The 16,853-nt window shown below is 68.5% G+C and carries 15 protein-coding genes; 7 read left to right on the forward strand and 8 right to left on the reverse strand.

The annotated features are described in order from the left end of the window. The first annotated feature begins 192 nt into the window (after positions 1-192). Positions 193-1,638 carry a CCA tRNA nucleotidyltransferase gene (locus tag ACH499_RS23965; protein ID WP_399018232.1) on the forward strand — a complete coding sequence of 482 codons (1,446 nt, stop codon included), beginning with the start codon at positions 193-195 and terminating at the stop codon, positions 1,636-1,638. 106 nt (positions 1,639-1,744) lie between these two features. Here ACH499_RS23965 and ACH499_RS23970 read toward each other — a convergent pair whose 3' ends face one another. The 4 genes from ACH499_RS23970 to ACH499_RS23985 form a co-directional block, all read right to left on the reverse strand. Then, positions 1,745-2,269, reverse strand: a complete 525-nt coding sequence (locus ACH499_RS23970) for a hypothetical protein (protein WP_356198965.1) — start codon at positions 2,267-2,269, stop codon at positions 1,745-1,747. A gap of 121 nt (positions 2,270-2,390) precedes the next feature. Further along, entirely contained in the window at positions 2,391-3,653 is a 1,263-nt protein-coding gene (locus ACH499_RS23975; RefSeq protein ID WP_399018234.1) for an MFS transporter, read from the reverse strand. 77 nt (positions 3,654-3,730) lie between these two features. Further along, positions 3,731-4,813, reverse strand: a complete 1,083-nt coding sequence (locus tag ACH499_RS23980; RefSeq protein WP_356198968.1) for an inositol-3-phosphate synthase — start codon at positions 4,811-4,813, stop codon at positions 3,731-3,733. Positions 4,814-4,857: 44 nt separating this feature from the next. Further along, complete coding sequence (locus ACH499_RS23985; RefSeq protein WP_356198970.1) at positions 4,858-5,535, reverse strand: helix-turn-helix transcriptional regulator; 678 nt, start codon at positions 5,533-5,535, stop codon at positions 4,858-4,860. Between the two features lie 352 nt (positions 5,536-5,887). Here ACH499_RS23985 and ACH499_RS23990 point away from each other — a divergent pair, with 352 nt between their 5' ends. Together ACH499_RS23990 and ACH499_RS23995 are read left to right on the forward strand one after the other, a co-directional pair. Continuing rightward, a complete protein-coding gene (locus ACH499_RS23990; protein ID WP_399018237.1) occupies positions 5,888-8,578 on the forward strand; it encodes a transglycosylase domain-containing protein in 2,691 nt (896 codons plus the stop codon). Positions 8,579-8,699: 121 nt separating this feature from the next. Then, positions 8,700-10,208, forward strand: a complete 1,509-nt coding sequence (locus ACH499_RS23995) for a glycosyltransferase family 87 protein (protein ID WP_399018239.1) — start codon at positions 8,700-8,702, stop codon at positions 10,206-10,208. Positions 10,209-10,336: 128 nt separating this feature from the next. On the opposite strand, the gene ACH499_RS24000 is transcribed toward ACH499_RS23995, so the two are convergent. The 3 genes from ACH499_RS24000 to ACH499_RS24010 all read right to left on the reverse strand — a co-directional run bounded on the left by ACH499_RS24000 (position 10,337) and on the right by ACH499_RS24010 (position 13,059). Continuing rightward, on the reverse strand, positions 10,337-11,368 hold the full coding sequence (locus ACH499_RS24000; protein WP_356198973.1) for an alanine racemase: 1,032 nt from the start codon (positions 11,366-11,368) through the stop codon (positions 10,337-10,339). Positions 11,369-11,469: 101 nt separating this feature from the next. Continuing rightward, positions 11,470-12,591, reverse strand: coding sequence for a peptidoglycan bridge formation glycyltransferase FemX (gene femX / locus ACH499_RS24005; protein ID WP_356198974.1), 1,122 nt, complete (start codon positions 12,589-12,591; stop codon positions 11,470-11,472). A gap of 138 nt (positions 12,592-12,729) precedes the next feature. Further along, positions 12,730-13,059 (reverse strand): hypothetical protein, encoded by a 330-nt coding sequence (locus ACH499_RS24010; RefSeq protein WP_356198976.1) that lies wholly within the window; start codon positions 13,057-13,059, stop codon positions 12,730-12,732. Positions 13,060-13,335: 276 nt separating this feature from the next. Here ACH499_RS24010 and rpsF point away from each other — a divergent pair, with 276 nt between their 5' ends. The 4 genes from rpsF to rplI all read left to right on the forward strand — a co-directional run bounded on the left by rpsF (position 13,336) and on the right by rplI (position 15,062). Then, the gene (gene rpsF / locus ACH499_RS24015; protein WP_077798159.1) at positions 13,336-13,626 is read left to right on the forward strand and encodes a 30S ribosomal protein S6; all 291 of its coding nucleotides are present in this window, start codon (positions 13,336-13,338) and stop codon (positions 13,624-13,626) included. A 75-nt stretch (positions 13,627-13,701) separates the two neighbouring features. Then, entirely contained in the window at positions 13,702-14,277 is a 576-nt protein-coding gene (locus ACH499_RS24020) for a single-stranded DNA-binding protein (protein ID WP_356198977.1), read from the forward strand. An 83-nt stretch (positions 14,278-14,360) separates the two neighbouring features. After that, on the forward strand, positions 14,361-14,597 hold the full coding sequence (rpsR, locus tag ACH499_RS24025; protein ID WP_003949403.1) for a 30S ribosomal protein S18: 237 nt from the start codon (positions 14,361-14,363) through the stop codon (positions 14,595-14,597). Between the two features lie 18 nt (positions 14,598-14,615). Beyond that, complete coding sequence (rplI, locus tag ACH499_RS24030; RefSeq protein WP_356198979.1) at positions 14,616-15,062, forward strand: 50S ribosomal protein L9; 447 nt, start codon at positions 14,616-14,618, stop codon at positions 15,060-15,062. 149 nt (positions 15,063-15,211) lie between these two features. Here the strand turns inward: rplI and ACH499_RS24035 are convergent, their stop codons facing one another. Further along, entirely contained in the window at positions 15,212-16,549 is a 1,338-nt protein-coding gene (locus ACH499_RS24035; RefSeq protein WP_399018243.1) for an MATE family efflux transporter, read from the reverse strand. Positions 16,550-16,853: the final 304 nt, after the last annotated feature.

Here is a 16,853-nt window from a genome sequence, read left to right on the forward strand (position 1 = left end):
CCACGCATGGTAACGATGTGCGCCGAGGGGAAGTGCCGCGGCGTACGCCACAGGACCCGCCGCGACACGGGCTGCCCCGTATGCCCCTATAAAGAGGAGTGAGCCGATGAGAGGGGAGCCGTCCCGGGGTGCGTCCGGTGCGCGGACAATGGGGGCGACCGGGTCCGCCCCGGCCACGTACCCTGTTCTGTTGTGCCGAACGCCAACGAAGTCACCCCCAGTGCCATGAGTCAGGCGCAGCCCAGCGCGGTGAGCGAACCGCTGCGGGTCGCGCCTGTCGCCGACGACCTCGCCCGTCGCTTCCAGGAGGCCGGGTTCTCTCTCGCCCTGGTCGGCGGCTCGGTCCGGGACGCGTTGCTCGGGCGGCTCGGCAATGACCTGGACTTCACGACCGACGCCCGCCCGCAGGACGTTCTGAAGATCGTCCGGCCGTGGGCGGACGCCGTCTGGGAGGTCGGGATCGCCTTCGGCACGGTCGGTGCGCAGAAGGACGGCTACCAGATCGAGGTGACCACCTACCGCTCCGAGGCGTACGACCGCACGTCGCGCAAGCCGGAGGTGTCCTACGGCGACTCCATCGAGGAGGACCTCGTCCGGCGGGATTTCACCGTGAACGCCATGGCCGTCGCGCTGCCGGAGAGGGAGTTCATCGACCCGTACCACGGCCTCGACGATCTCGCGGCGCGTGTGCTGCGTACTCCGGGCACTCCCGAGGAGTCGTTCTCGGACGACCCGCTGCGGATGATGCGGGCCGCCCGTTTCGCCGCGCAGCTCGACTTCGACGTGGCCCCCGAGGTCGTCACGGCCATGAAGGACATGGCGGACCGTATCGGCATCGTCTCCGCCGAGCGGGTCCGTGACGAGCTGAACAAGCTGATCCTCTCCGCGCACCCGCGCAAGGGCCTGACCCTGCTCGTGGACACCGGCCTGGCCGCCCACGTCCTGCCCGAGCTGCCCGCCCTGCGCCTGGAGCGGGACGAGCACCACCGGCACAAGGACGTCTACGACCACACGCTCATCGTTCTCGAACAGGCGATGGCCCTGGAGACCGAGGGGCCGGACCTGGTGCTCCGTCTCGCCGCCCTGCTGCACGACATCGGCAAGCCGCGCACGCGGCGGTTCGAGAAGGACGGCCGGGTCTCGTTCCACCACCACGAGGTGGTCGGGGCCAAGATGACGAAGAAGCGCATGACCGCGCTCAAGTACTCCAACGACCTGGTGAAGGACGTCTCCCGGCTGGTGGAGCTACATCTGCGCTTCCACGGCTACGGCACGGGCGAGTGGACGGACTCCGCGGTCCGCCGGTATGTCCGGGACGCCGGTCCGTTGCTCGACCGCCTCCACAAGCTGACGCGTTCGGACTGCACGACCCGCAACAAGCGCAAGGCCACTGCCCTGTCGCGCGCCTATGACGGGCTGGAGGAGCGGATCGCGAAGCTCCAGGAGCAGGAGGAGCTGGACGCGATTCGCCCGGACCTGGACGGTAACCAGGTCATGGAGATCCTGGGCGTGAAGCCGGGACCGGTCGTCGGCCAGGCGTACAAGTACCTGCTGGAGCTGCGCCTGGAGAACGGCCCCATGGAGCATGACGCCGCGGTGGACGCGCTCAAGAAGTGGTGGGCCGAGCAGGAGGCCTGAGCCGGGAGGCCGGGTCGTGTTTCACGTGAAACATTGACCCGATGACAGACGAAGGGGCGGTGTTTCACGTGAAACACCGCCCCTCGGCGCATATGACGCGTCTGCCCTACTTCTTGTAGTCCTTCAGGCAGAGCAGGAAGTCCTTGCCGTCACCGCTCTCGGTGTAGACGTACTGGAAGTCCTTGGCCTCGGCCTCGCACTTGCTCTGCGCCATCGTGTCGGTGAGGAACGAGCCCTCGATCTTGGCCAGCACCTCGTACTGGGCCTTCGCGTCCGAGCAGTCGACGACCTCGAGGTCCGGGTCGTTGTCGTTGGTGCTGCCGCGGTGCATGCAGTCGCCGACCGCTGCCGTGTTGGCGTCGTCGCGGCTGGCTATGTAACCGCCGACGGCCACGCTGACGACGATCACGGCGATCACGATGTTCTTGATCAGCTTGAAGCTGACCTTGCGCTGGGCCGGCTGCGGGGGGACCGGGGCGTACGGAGCACCCTGCTGGGGGAAACCGGGCTGACCGGGCTGCTGCGGGAAGCCCGGCTGCCCCTGCGCGAAGGGGTTCTGTCCCTGGGGCTGCTGCGGGGCCTGCGGCTGGCCCTGGGCGAACGGGTTGCCCTGGGGAGGCGGAGTGGTCACTGGGGGTCCCCCTAAACATGGGTGCATGACGCGAACATGGCGCGAGTAAGACGCACGTAAGCTACCGGGGCCCACTGACATCTCTGTAGCTCAGTGGGACTCTGTGGCATTGATGTGACACTTACTGGCGGCTAAATCGGGCCATAGCGACCGCAATCGCTCCGTAGACAGCGGCGACCATGACGACCAGTGGCACCGACCGGCCGTCCGGCGGCAGCATGAGGGCCGCCACCGCGGCAGCACCGACGAAGGCAACGTTGAACAGCACGTCGTAAACGGAGAAGATCCGGCCACGGAAGGAGTCGTCGACCGAGGACTGCACGATGGTGTCGGTCGAGATCTTCGAACCCTGGGTCGTCAGCCCCAGGACGAACGCGGCGGTGAGCAGGGGCGCGGTGGCGAACGGCAGACCGAGAGCCGGAACCAGCACCGCGGCGGCTCCCGCGCACACGGCCATCCAGCCGCCGGGGCCGAGCCTCCCTGCCGCCCAGGGGGTGATCACCGCGGCCGCGAAGAAACCGGCGCCGGAGACGCCCAGGGCCAGTCCCAGCAGGGCGAGCCCCCCATCCGTGTCCGACGTCAGGTAGTACCGGCACAGCATCAGCAGGAGGACGAGCAGGGCGCCGTAGCAGAAGCGCATCAGCGTCATGGCGACGAGTGCCCAGGCCGCTCGCCGGCGCGCGGGCGCGAGGAGGTGGCGCACGCCCGCCCCCAGGTCGCGGGCGGTGCCGGCGAGCGCCGAGGCGAGCCGGGGACGCACCATCGCCCGGTCGGGCCCCAGCAGTTCCACCGCCATGCTCAGCGAGGCGAGCGCACCGCACAGATACAGAGCGGCCCCGAGCAGCACCACGGCGGCGTCGGAGTCCGCGATCACGAGGCGTACGACGAACGCGAGGCCGCCGCCGGCCGTCGCCGCCAGGGTGCCCGCCGTCGGGGAGAGGGAGTTGGCGATCACCAGACGCTCCTCGTCGACCACGCGTGGCAGCGCGGCGGACAGGCCGGCCAGGACGAAGCGGTTGACGGCGGTGACGCACAGGGCGGAGACGTAGAAGAGCCAGTCCGGGACGGCGGCGATCATCAGTACCGCGGTGACCGAGGCGAGCAGGGCGCGCAGCAGATTGCCGTAGAGAAAGACCTGGCGACGGCGCCATCGGTCCAGCAGGACCCCGGCGAAGGGGCCCACCAGCGAGTACGGGAGCAGCAGGACCGCCATGGCGGAGGCGATCGCGGCGGCGGAAGTCTGCTTCTCCGGGGAGAAGACGACGTAGGTGGCGAGCGCGACCTGGTACACGCCGTCGGCGCCCTGGGAGAGCAGCCGGACGGCGAGCAGGCGCCGGAACCCCTTCAGGCGCAGCAGGACGCGCAGGTCACGGACGACGGCCATGGGGCACAGCCTCACATACGGAAAGGCCCCCGGGTCGGACGACCCAGGGACCTTCAGCGGACTTCAGTCCGAGGCGCTCAGCGCTCGACCTCGCCCTTGATGAACTTCTCGACGTTCTCGCGGGCCTCGTCGTCGAAGTACTGGACCGGCGGGGACTTCATGAAGTAGCTCGACGCCGACAGGATCGGGCCGCCGATGCCGCGGTCCTTGGCGATCTTCGCGGCGCGCAGGGCGTCGATGATGACGCCGGCGGAGTTCGGGGAGTCCCAGACCTCGAGCTTGTACTCCAGGTTCAGCGGGACGTCACCGAACGCGCGGCCCTCCAGGCGGACATAGGCCCACTTGCGGTCGTCCAGCCAGGCGACGTAGTCGGACGGGCCGATGTGGACGTTCTTCTCACCGAGGTCCCGGTCGGGGATCTGGGAGGTGACGGCCTGCGTCTTGGAGATCTTCTTGGACTCGAGGCGGTCGCGCTCGAGCATGTTCTTGAAGTCCATGTTGCCGCCGACGTTGAGCTGCATCGTGCGGTCCAGGATGACACCCCGGTCCTCGAACAGCTTCGCCATGACGCGGTGCGTGATGGTGGCGCCGACCTGCGACTTGATGTCGTCACCGACGATCGGGACACCGGCCTCGGTGAACTTGTCCGCCCACTCCTTGGTGCCGGCGATGAAGACCGGGAGGGCGTTGACGAAGGCGACCTTGGCGTCGATGGCGCACTGGGCGTAGAACTTCGCCGCGTCCTCGGAGCCGACGGGCAGGTAGCAGACGAGGACGTCGACCTGCTTGTCCTTGAGGACCTGGACGACGTCGACCGGGGCCTCGGCGGACTCCTCGATGGTCTCGCGGTAGTACTTGCCGAGACCGTCGAGGGTGTGGCCGCGCTGGACCTGGACACCGGTGTTCGGCACGTCGCAGATCTTGATGGTGTTGTTCTCGGAGGCGCCGATGGCGTCCGCGAGGTCGAGACCGACCTTCTTGGCGTCCACGTCGAAGGCGGCGACGAACTCGACGTCACGGACGTGGTAGTCGCCGAACTGGACGTGCATCAGGCCCGGGACCTTGGACGCCGGGTCGGCGTCCTTGTAGTACTCGACGCCCTGCACCAGCGATGCGGCGCAGTTGCCCACGCCGACGATGGCTACGCGAACCGAACCCATTCCGGTTGCTCCCTGTGTGTACGAGTGAGGCCCTGACTGGGCGCTCACGTGGCGGTGTCGCCGGGCGTATCCGGCCGGGGGTCGTCCCCGGGCCGGGGCAGGCCGCCCGTCGCTCCAGATGTCGTGTCCTGTCGAGCGGTCCCCTCGGAGGCGGAACCTTGCAGGTCCCGCCCCGCCCGCTCGCTCTCGATGAGCTCGTTCAGCCAGCGCACTTCGCGCTCCACGGACTCCATTCCGTGGCGCTGGAGCTCGAGCGTGTAGTCGTCGAGGCGCTCCCGGGTGCGTGCCAGGGAGGCGCGCATCTTCTCCAGGCGCTCCTCCAGCCGGCTGCGCCGCCCTTCGAGCACGCGCATGCGCACGTCGCGCGACGTCTGCCCGAAGAACGCGAAACGAGCGGCGAAGGTCTCGTCCTCGTACGCGTCGGGGCCGGTCTGCGCCAGGAGCTGCTCGAAGTGATCCTTACCTTCGGCCGTCAGCCGGTAGACGATCTTGGCGCGGCGCCCGGTGAGGGAGGCGGCGGCCTCGCCGACGTTCCCCGGTTCCTCGATCAACCAGCCGTTGGCGACCAGCGTCTTGAGGCAGGGGTACAGAGTCCCGTAGCTGAACGCCCGGAACACACCCAGTGACGTGTTGAGCCGCTTGCGCAGCTCATAGCCGTGCATCGGGGATTCGCGGAGCAGGCCGAGTACGGCGAACTCGAGGATGCCGGAACGCCGGCTCATCGTCGCCTCCTCTCGTCCTTATGCCGCGTTGATGTATCGGCTCGATACATCACGACGATAGAACGACCTCCGGCGTGCGACAAGGGGCGCACTGGTGAACGGGATCACATCGAGGTTTCCTCGTGAGCAAGTTGCCTGATTTGAGGTGAACTTCGGGGCTCAGGGGTTTTGGCGGTGCGTAGTCTGTGCGCCATGCAGACTGCCGGGAACCGAGTGACGCGTGGGAGCGTCCCCGTCCCTGGTGCAGTACGGGTGAATGCGGGTGGGGCCGCATCCGTACTTCGGGGGGACCGGAAACCAGCCGCCTTTTCCAGGCGCGCAAAGGTGCGCCTGCCCGAGGAGTAGTCGTTCGATGAGCGAGCACCGTCGCAAACCGCCGCAGCCGCAGGGAGGCGGACGTGCCGCGGCCCGACGCGGCCAGTCCGGCTCGTCCTCCGGCCGCCGTGCGGCACCGCGAGGCGCCACAGGGTCTCCGTCCGGCTCGTACGGCCCGGGGGACGAGGAACGTCCCTATGGGGGCCGCGCCGAGGCACGGCGTGCGGCCCAGCGGGGCGGAGGAGGAGGCCGCCGCAGAGCGGCCGAACCGGGCCGCGCCGGCCGGCGGGCCGGCGGAGCGAGCGGCCCCGGGCGGGGACGTGCCGCCGCGTCGGGAAAGAAGCGGCTGATCGACTATCCGCGCTGTGACCGGGACGGGTGGCGGCGCTGGATGCCGTCCTGGAAGCTCGTCTCGGGTCTCTGCGTCGCCTTCTTCGGCGGCCTGGTGGCCGTCGCCGGCATCGCGTACGCCATGGTCGGCATCCCGGATGTCGCCAAGACGGCCACCGCCCAGAACAACGTCTACTACTGGGCCAACGGCGATGTCATGGTCGCGACCGGCGGCGAGCGCAACCGCCAGCTGATCGACCTGGCGAAGATCCCGAAGGCGATGCAGAACGCCGTCATCTCCCAGGAGAACAAGACCTTCTACTCCGACAGCGGCATCGACCCCAAGGGCATCGCCCGCGCCGTGTTCAACATGGCCCGCGGCGGCGAGACGCAGGGTGGTTCGACCATCACCCAGCAGTACGTCAAGAACGCGATGCTGGAGGACCAGTCGCAGACGCTCTCCCGGAAGTTCAAGGAGATCCTCGTCTCGGTCAAGGTCGGCGCCGAGGTCGACAAGGACGAGATCCTCGAGGGCTATCTGAACTCCGCCTACTACGGCCGCGGCGCCTACGGGATCCAGGCCGCCGCGCGGGCGTACTTCAACAAGGACGCCGTCGATCTCAACCCGGGCGAGTGCGCGCTCCTCTCGGCCGTGCTCAAGGGCGCCACCTACTACGACCCCGCGGGTGCCACGTCCATCGACCCGGCCGCCACCGAGGAGGCCAACAAGAGGCGCGCGCTCAGGCAGATGCAGGACACCCTCGACAAGATGGTCGAGTACGGACGTCTGGACAAGGCGGAGCGGGACAAGTACCCCGGGCTCCCCAAGGTGGAGAACCCGCGGTCGAACACCCAGCTCGGCGGTCAGACCGGCTACCTCGTCGACCTCGCCAAGGCGTCCCTGATCAAGAACGGCATCGCGACGCGGGACCAGCTCGACCAAGGCGGATACGCGATCCACACGACCTTCGACAAGGAGAAGGTCGAGGCGCTGGAAACGGCGGTCACGAAGGTCTACAAGGCCAACATCGATCCCAAGAAGCGCCCCGACACCGACACCCACGTCCAGTTCGGCGGGGCGTCCGTGAATCCCGAGTCGGGTGCCATCGAGGCCATCTACGGCGGCGCCGACGCGACGAAGCACTTCACCAACAACGCCGATGTGACCGGTGCCCAGGTCGGTTCGACGTTCAAGCCGTTCGTGCTCGCGGCGGCGATGAAGTGGGGTGTGCGCGATCCCGAGGGCGCTGAGGACCAGCCGCTCAGCGAGCGGACCCTCGTCTCCCCGAAGAGCCTCTACAGCGGCCAGAACGACCTCAAGATCAAGAATTACGACGGGTCGATCTGGATGAACGAGAAGGGCGAGCAGTGGCGGCAGGAGAATGACGGCAAGCAGTCGCTCGGTGATCCGCCGGACTACAAGATCGATCTGCGCGAGGCCATGCGGGAGTCGGTGAACTCCGCCTTCGTGCAGCTCGGTATGGACGTCGGCCTGGACAAGGTCAAGGAGGCCGCCGTCGACTCGGGTCTCCTGGAGGACAGCCTGGCGGGCATGAACTACCCGTCCTTCTCCATCGGCGTCTCGGACCCCAGCGCGATCCGCATGGCGGGCTCCTATGCCACCTTCGCGGCCAGTGGGAAGCAGCGTGCGCCCTACTCGGTCACGAAGGTGGAGCGCGAGGGCAAGACGATCTTCACGTACAAGGTGGAGACCAAGCAGGCCTTCACCGCGAAGGTCGCGGACAACGTCACGGACGTCCTGAAGACCGTGGTCGAGAAGGGTACGGGCACCAACGCCCAGCTCGAGGGCCGTGAGGTGGCGGGCAAGACCGGTACCACCGACGGCAACAAGTCCGCTTGGTTCGTCGGGTACACCCCGCAGCTGTCGACCGCGATCAGCATGTTCCGCTACCCCGACGACGAGACCATCAAGAACCGCACCTTCCTGGAGATGTACGGAACGGGTGACCAGGAGACGATCCACGGTGCGTCCTTCCCGTCCGAGATCTGGCACGACTACATGGAGAAGGCCCTGAAGGGCGAGCCGGCGAAGAAGTTCCCGGCTCCCGAGCCCATCGGCGAGATCATCAACGACGACCCGCCGCCGAGCCCGACCCCGACTCCCACCAAGACCAAGGAGTCGAGCCCGTCGCCGACCCCGACGCCCAGCGACACCCCGACCGATGCCTCGCCCACGCCGACCGAGACCTGCGGTGTCTTTGACTTGGGGTGCGGCAACGGGGACAGCAGCGGCAACCAGAACGGCGGCGCCGACGGCGGCGCTGGGGGCGGTGATCAGTCGCCGACGCCTACGGACACGGCCACGGAGGGTGACACCAGCGGGCCGGGTAACGGGAACGGCCCAGGAGGCAACACGATCTGGGGCTCGAGCGGATAAGTATCGGTATGCCCGGCGTGCGTGTTTCACGTGGAACACCCGCAAGTTTCACGTGAAACAGGGGCCGCCGCACCCACCAGGGTGCGGCGGCCCCGCCGCTTTCCCGGGCACGTGCGGCAGGATGTGCCCCATGCCCAGTGCAGAATCGACGCCAGCAGACGTCCACGAGCCGGATCCGGTGCGACCGGCCGGCGAGGACGCCGTCGCCGAGGCCGGCAGCGAGCTGATCGGCGGGCCCCTGGGCCGGCGTGCCCTGCTCGGAAGCTCCTGGTGGACACCGGTACGGGTGATCGTGCTCGTGGCGATCGGCATGTTCGCCCTCGGCCTGGTCCAGAAGGCGCCCTGCTACAACGGTGCGTGGTTCTTCGGTGCCAGCTCCCAGTACACCCACGCCTGCTACTCGGACATCCCGCACCTCTACCAGGGCCGCGGGTTCGTCGACGGGCTCGTGCCCTATTTCGACAAGCTCCCCGGCGACATGGAGTACCTCGAGTACCCGGTGCTGACCGGCCTATTCATGGAAGTGGCGGCCTGGCTCACCCCGGGCAGCGGCACGGTCCAGGACCAGGAGCAGTGGTACTGGATGGTCAATGCCGGGATGCTCATGGTGTGCGCGGCCGTCATCGCCGTCTGCGTCACCCGTCTGCACCCCCGGCGTCCCTGGGACGGTCTGCTGGTCGCCCTGGCCCCGGCCCTCGCGCTGACCGCGACCGTCAACTGGGACCTGCTGGCGGTCGCCCTGACCAGCGTGGCGATCCTGATGTGGTCACGGGGACGTGCGCTGGCCTTCGGCGTGCTGCTCGGGCTCGCCACGGCCGCCAAGCTGTACCCCTTCCTGATCCTCGGCCCGCTGCTGGTGCTGTGCTGGCGCGCGGGGACCTGGCGGGCGTTCGGGAAGGCTGTGGGAGGCGCGGCCGGAGCCTGGCTCGTGGTGAATCTTCCGGTCATGCTCTTCGCCTTCGACGGCTGGTCGAAGTTCTACACGTTCAGCCAGGAACGCGGCGTCGACTTCGGGTCCTTCTGGCTGATCATCGTCCAGAACTCGGACAACCCGCCCAGCACCGAGACCGTCAACACGCTCGCCCTGCTCCTGATGCTGCTGTGCTGCGGCGGCGTCGCGGCGCTCACGCTGGCCGCCCCGCGGCGTCCGCGGTTCATCCAGCTCGCCTTCCTCATCGTGGCGGCGTTCATCCTCACCAACAAGGTGTACTCGCCCCAGTACGTGCTGTGGCTGGTGCCGCTGGCCGCGCTGGCCCGGCCGAAGTGGCGGGACTTCCTCATCTGGCAGGCGTGCGAGGTGGTCTACTTCCTGGGCATCTGGATGTACCTCGCCTACACCACCAGCGGAGACGCCCACAAGGGCCTGCCGACCGACGGCTATCACTGGGCCATCGGGCTCCACCTGCTGGGGACGCTGTACCTGTGCGTCATGGTCGTCCGCGACATCCTGATGCCCGACCGGGACCCGGTGCGGCGGACCGGCGACGACGACCCCTCGGGCGGTGTGCTCGACGGCGCCCCGGACGTCTTCGTCCTCGGTCCCGCGACGCGTCCCGCCCAGCACACGGCGATGTTCGAAGGCCCCCGGGTGAAGTGGGGCGCCGGACGGCAGCCGGGTGGTTCGCTCTGAGTGAACCGGTGGCCGCGGGCCGGCGGATCCCGGGTCCCGCGGCCACCGGACCATGACAAGGGCCGTACACGATCGCCGTGTACGGCCCTTGTCGCTGTGCTCGTAGCGGGGTGCTTCCCGCGTGCTCGTCAGCGGTCGACGAGCCGGTCGAACTGCGTGGTGGTGTGCCGCAGATGGGCCACCAGCTCGTCGCCGACCTTCGGCTCCGGAGCGTCCGACGGCACGAACAGGATCGACACCTGCATGTGCGGAGGCTCCGCGAACCAGCGCTGCTTGCCGCCCCAGACGAACGGTGACAGGTTCCGGTTCACCGTGGCCAGACCCGCCCGGGCGACGCCCTTCGCACGCGGCATGACGCCGTGCAGCGCCTTCGGCGCCTCCAAGCCGACTCCGTGGGACGTACCGCCCGCCACGACCACCAGGAAGCCGTCGGAGGCCGCCTTCTGCTGCCGATAGCCGAATCGGTCGCCCTTGGCGACCCGCGTGACGTCCAGGACGGCGCCGCGGTACTCGGTGGCCTCGTGGTCCCCCAGCCACAGCCGCGTACCGATGCGGGCGCGGAAACGGGTCTGCGGGAACTGCTGCTGGAGCCGCGCGAGCTCGTCGGCCTTCAGATGGCTGACGAACATCGTGTGCAGCGGCAGCCGGGCCGCGCGCAGCCGGTCCATCCAGCCGATGACCTCCTCGACGGCGTCCGAGCCGTCGGTGCGGTCCAGCGGCAGGTGGATGGCGAAGCCCTCCAGCCGGACGTTCTCTATGGCGGCGTGCAACTGCGGCAGGTCCTGCTCGCTGATGCCGTGCCGCTTCATCGAGGACATCACCTCGATGACCACCCGCGCGCCCACCAGGCCGTACACGCCGTCGATGGAGGACACGGAGCGCACGACCCGGTCCGGCAGCGGCACCGGCTCCTCGCCGCGCCGGTAGGGCGTCAGCACCAGCAGGTCGCCGCCGAAGAAGTCCTTGATCCGGGCTGCCTCGTACGTCGTGCCCACGGCGAGGACATCGGAGCCCAGCCGCGTGGCCTCCTCCGCCAGCCGCTCGTGCCCGAAGCCGTAGCCGTTGCCCTTGCAGACCGGGACCAGCCCGGGGAACTGCTCCTGCACGTGCTTGTGGTGCGCCCGCCAGCGCGCGGTGTCGACGTAGAGCGTGAGCGCCATGGCCGGACCTGGAACCTTTCTCGTGGCTGCGGTTGTGTCAGAGGTGGGAAGCTCGTCGGGGCGGGGATGCCGCTGCCGACGCTACTTGAGCCGCGAGGGGCTCAGCGGCGCGACATGTAGATGTCGAGCGCCTTGTGGAGCAGCTTGTTCAGGGGGAAGTCCCATTCGCCGAGGTACTCGGCCGCCTGCCCGCCCGTGCCGACCTTGAACTGGATCAGACCGAAGAGGTGGTCGCTCTCGTCCAGGGAGTCGGAGATGCCGCGCAGGTCGTAGACGGTGGCTCCGAGGGCGTAGGCGTCGCGCAGCATCGCCCACTGCATGGCGTTGGAGGGCCGGACCTCGCGGCCGATGTTGTCGGAGGCGCCGTAGGAGTACCAGACGTGCCCGCCGACGACGAGCATCGTCGCCGCCGACAGGTTCACGCCGTTGTGGCGGGCGAAGTACAGGCGCATGCGGTTGGGGTCCTCGTTGTTGAGGGCTGCCCACATGCGCTGGAAGTACGACAGCGGACGCGGCCGGAAACGGTCGCGCACGGCCGTGATCTCGTACAGGCGCTGCCACTCCTCGAGGTCGTGGTAGCCGCCCTGGACGACCTCGACGCCGGCCTTCTCGGCCTTCTTGATGTTGCGGCGCCAGAGCTGGTTGAAGTTCTTGTGGACCTCTTCCAGGGAGCGGTTGGCCAGCGGCACCTGGAAGACGTAGCGGGGCTGCACGTCACCGAAGCCGGCGCCGCCGTCCTCGCCCTGCTGCCAGCCCATGCGGCGCAGCTTGTCGGACACCTCGAAGGCACGCGGCTCGATGTGGTCGGCCTCTATGTCACGCAGTCGCTTGACGTCGGGGTCCTGGATGCCCTTCTTGATCGACGCGGCGTCCCAGCGCCGGATGATCACGGGCGGGCCCATCTTCACCGAGAAGGCGCCCTGCTGCTTGAGGTGGGCCAGCATGGGCTCCAGCCAGTCCTGGAGATTCGGCGCGAACCAGTTGATGACCGGGCCCTCGGGCAGGTACGCGAGGTAGCGCTTGATCTTGGGAAGCTGCCGATAGAGCACGAGGCCCACGCCGACCAGCTCGCCGGTCCGGTCGTCGAACCAGCCGAGGTTCTCCGAGCGCCATTCCGCCTTCACGTCTGCCCAGGCCGGGACCTGCATGTGACTCGCCGCCGGCAGACTCTGGATGTAGGCCAGATGCTGCTCGCGGCTGATGGTCCTCAGGGTCAGGCTCATTCGGGGCGCTCCTCGGGCTGGTGTGTCCCCATGGGTTCAGGGGCTCCGGCTCTCGCGCGAAGCCTACTGCGCCCTGTGAGCGCCCCGTTCGGCGTACGGCGGGACCGCGCCGCCCCGTGGGCCGGCGCGGTCCTGTGATCAGCCGCCGACGAACCCGCCGAAGGAGCCGAACAGCCCGCCGTGGGCCATGCCGAAGTAGAGGCCGATCGCGGAGGCTCCGATACCCAGCACCAGACCGAAGCGCTCACGCGTCGTCACGGAGACGAACTGCCCGTATCCGCCGGTCAGCACGCCGGCGAGCCCGGCCCAGGAGGTCAGCAGATGCAGGCCCGGGAAGCCCGCGGTCACCAGCGACAGCACTCCGAGCACCAGGGCCACGGCCATCAGCGTGTCCTGGAGAGGGTGCGGCTTGCCGTCGGTGGCCAGCAGGCCCGTCCTGGGTTTGGCGGGTCGCGTGATCTGTGCCATGGGGAACCTCCAGCCGAAGGCGTTTCTGTCTTCGCCCTGCACGTCCGTTCTGTACAGATTGCGTCCCCTGGCGGCCGGATTTCAACCGCAAGGCGGTGGCCGGGTACTCTGTACCTTCTGCACTGGTGTCTGCTGCCGTCCCACTGCGGGCCGCCTCTTCGGAGGGGGCCCATTGTCAGTGGGTCCTGGTTGACTCGCAGATGTCGGTGCCACGCATCGCAACCCTCCTGCCACGGAACGACCGTGGCCGCTGAGTCCAAAGGAGGTGGGTTCCACATGCGTCACTACGAGGTGATGGTCATCCTCGACCCCGATCTCGAGGAGCGCGCTGTCTCCCCGCTGATCGAGAACTTCCTCTCTGTCGTCCGTGACGGCGGCGGAAAGGTCGAGAAGGTCGACACCTGGGGCCGTCGTCGTCTCTCGTACGAGATCAAGAAGAAGCCCGAGGGCATCTACTCGGTCATCGACCTGCAGGCCGAGCCTGCGGTCGTCAAGGAGCTCGACCGCCAGATGAACCTGAACGAGTCGGTCCTCCGGACCAAGGTCCTCCGTCCCGAGATGCACTGAGCTTCCGCTCAGCTCCATCCGGGATTCGAGTAGCAGCACAAGCAGCCAGCAGCAAACCCGCCGAGAGGTTCCCCCATGGCAGGCGAGACCGTCATCACGGTCGTCGGCAATCTTGTCGACGACCCCGAGCTGCGCTTCACCCCGTCCGGTGCGGCCGTCGCGAAGTTCCGTGTCGCGTCGACCCCCCGCACCTTCGACCGCCAGACGAACGAGTGGAAGGACGGCGAGAGCCTCTTCCTGACCTGCTCGGTCTGGCGCCAGGCGGCGGAGAACGTCGCCGAGTCGCTCCAGCGAGGCATGCGCGTCATCGTGCAGGGCCGGCTGAAGCAGCGGTCCTACGAGGACCGTGAGGGCGTCAAGCGCACGGTCTACGAACTGGACGTCGACGAGGTCGGCGCCAGCCTGCGCAACGCCACGGCCAAGGTCACCAAGACCTCGGGCCGCGGTGGCCAGGGCGGTTACGGCGGCGGTGGCGGCCAGGGTGGCGGCGGCTGGGGCGGCGGCCCCGGCGGCGGTCAGCAGGGCGGCGGCGCTCCCGCCGACGACCCCTGGGCCTCGGGCGCTCCCGCCGGTGGCCAGCAGGGCGGCGGCGGTGGCTGGGGCGGCGGCTCCGGCAGCGGCGGCGGCTACTCGGACGAGCCCCCCTTCTAGTGCCGTGGGCCGGGCCGTGAGGCCCGGCCGGGCCGAGGGGCGGGGTCGTACCCCACACTTCTTGATCACACAGGAGAATCACCATGGCGAAGCCGCCTGTGCGCAAGCCGAAGAAGAAGGTCTGCGCTTTCTGCAAGGACAAGGTCACGTACGTGGACTACAAGGACACGAACATGCTGCGGAAGTTCATTTCCGACCGCGGCAAGATCCGTGCCCGCCGCGTGACCGGCAACTGCACGCAGCACCAGCGTGACGTCGCCACGGCCGTCAAGAACAGCCGTGAGATGGCGCTGCTGCCCTACACCTCCACCGCGCGATAAGGGAAGGGTGACCGACTCATGAAGATCATCCTCACCCACGAGGTCTCCGGCCTCGGTGCCGCGGGCGACGTCGTGGACGTCAAGGACGGTTACGCTCGCAACTACCTGATCCCGCGGAAGTTCGCTATCCGCTGGACCAAGGGTGGCGAGAAGGACGTCGAGCAGATCCGTCGTGCTCGCAAGATCCACGAGATCCAGACCATCGAGCAGGCCAACCAGGTGAAGGCCCAGCTCGAGGGTGTGAAGGTCCGTCTGGCCGTCCGCTCCGGCGACGCCGGTCGTCTCTTCGGTTCCGTCACCCCGGCCGACGTCGCCTCGGCGATCAAGGCTGCCGGTGGCCCCGAGGTCGACAAGCGCCGCATCGAGCTGGGCGCGCCGATCAAGACCCTGGGCGCCCACGAGACGTCCGTGCGTCTGCACCCCGAGGTTGCCGCCAAGGTCAACATCGAGGTTGTTTCCGCCTGAGCCTTGCTCTCGCTGAAGCGATGAGATGGGGCCGCACTCCCGGTCGGGAGTGCGGCCCCATTGTCATGGCCGATGGGTTATGCGGCTGACGGGCGGACGTTCCACGTGCCCGCCACGCTCCAGGGCACCGGCCGTTTCACGTGAAACGGTCAGCGCGTCGCGCCGGTGACGAGCCAGCGGCCCGAGCGAGTGCGCCACCACAGCGTCACCATGCGCATCGTCATCATCAGCGTCATGGCTGCCCACAGGGCGGTGAGCCCACCGCCGACCGCCGGGACGAGCAGCGCGGCCGGAGTGAAGACCGCCAGGGTGAGGAGCATCGCCCAGGCAAGGTAGGGGCCGTCGCCCGCACCCATCAGAACGCCGTCGAGGACGAAGACCACGCCGCAGATCGGCTGGGAGACAGCCACGATCACCAGAGCGGGCAGAGCGGCGTCCTTGACGGAGGAGTCACCGGTGAACAGGGGCAGGAACGCCGGCCGGGTCAGCACCACGAGCAGGCCCAGCACCACTCCCACCGCTGTGCCCCACTCGACCATCCTTCGGCAGGCTTCCCGTGCCCCCTGGCTGTCACCGGCCCCGAGGTAGCGCCCGATGATGGCCTGCCCGGCGATGGCGATGGCATCCAGGGCGAAGGCGAGCAGACTCCACAAGGACAGGATGATCTGATGCGCCGCGATGTCGGCGTCCCCGAGGCGGGCCGCCACGGCCGTGGCGATCATGAGGATCGCCCGCAACGAGAGGGTACGGACCAGCAGCGGCACCCCGGCCTGTGCCGAGGCCCGGATGCCGGCCGCGTCGGGGCGCAGGGACGCACCGTGTCTGCGTGCCCCGCGGACGACCACCCCGAGGTACACCGCGGCCATGCCGAACTGGGCGATGACCGTGCCCCAGGCGGAGCCCGCGATGCCGAGCCCGGCGCCGTAGACGAGTGCGACATTGAGCAGGGCGTTGGCGACGAAGCCCGCGACCGCCACGTAGAGCGGGGTCCGGGTGTCCTGCAGGCCCCGCAGAACGCCGGTCGAGGCGAGCACGACGAGCATGGCCGGGATGCCGAGCGAGGAGATCCTCAGATACGTGACGGCGTACGGGGCCGCGGTGTCGGAGGCGCCGAAGAGGTCCACCAGGGACGGGGCCGTGGGCAGGACGACGGCGATGACAGCGGCACCGAGGAGCAGTGCCAGCCAGATGCCGTCCATGCCCTGCCGGATGGCGGAGGCCGGATCGCCTGCGCCGACGCGCCGGGCGACGGCCGCGGTGGTGGCGTAGGCGAGGAAGACGAACACGCTGACCGCGGTGGTCAGCAAGGCCGAGGCGATGCCGAGCCCGGCGAGTTGTGCGGTGCCGAGATGGCCGACGATCGCGCTGTCGGCCATGACGAAGAGGGGCTCGGCGACGAGCGCGCCGAAGGCCGGGACGGCCAGCGCGACGATCTCTCGGTCGTGCCGGCTCCGGGCGGCGCGGGAGCGCGCGGGTGCCTGTGTCATGAGCACCAATCTAATCGTCCACAGGTAAGAGATGCAAAGCAATAGTGTCCCTTACATGCCGTCTCGTCGAGTGCGCTCTTGTGTGCGGTTTGAAGTGATCTTGGTCAGAGCGGGAAAGTTTTTCTTCTGCACAGCCCGTGGATGGTGAACCACCAGGTCAGAGGGTTTCCGTGGAGGGTGGCGAGTCCTTGTTCACAGGGCTGTCCACCGGGTCGTGCACAGCTTTCGAGGAGTTGTCCACAGCATCTGACCGGTCGTCCACATGGCCTGTGGATAACCAGATTGGCTGACGCTGTCCGCGGGC

Origin of the sequence: Streptomyces sp. NPDC018947 (genome assembly GCF_044390505.1) — a bacterium.
Lineage (GTDB): Bacteria > Actinomycetota > Actinomycetes > Streptomycetales > Streptomycetaceae > Streptomyces.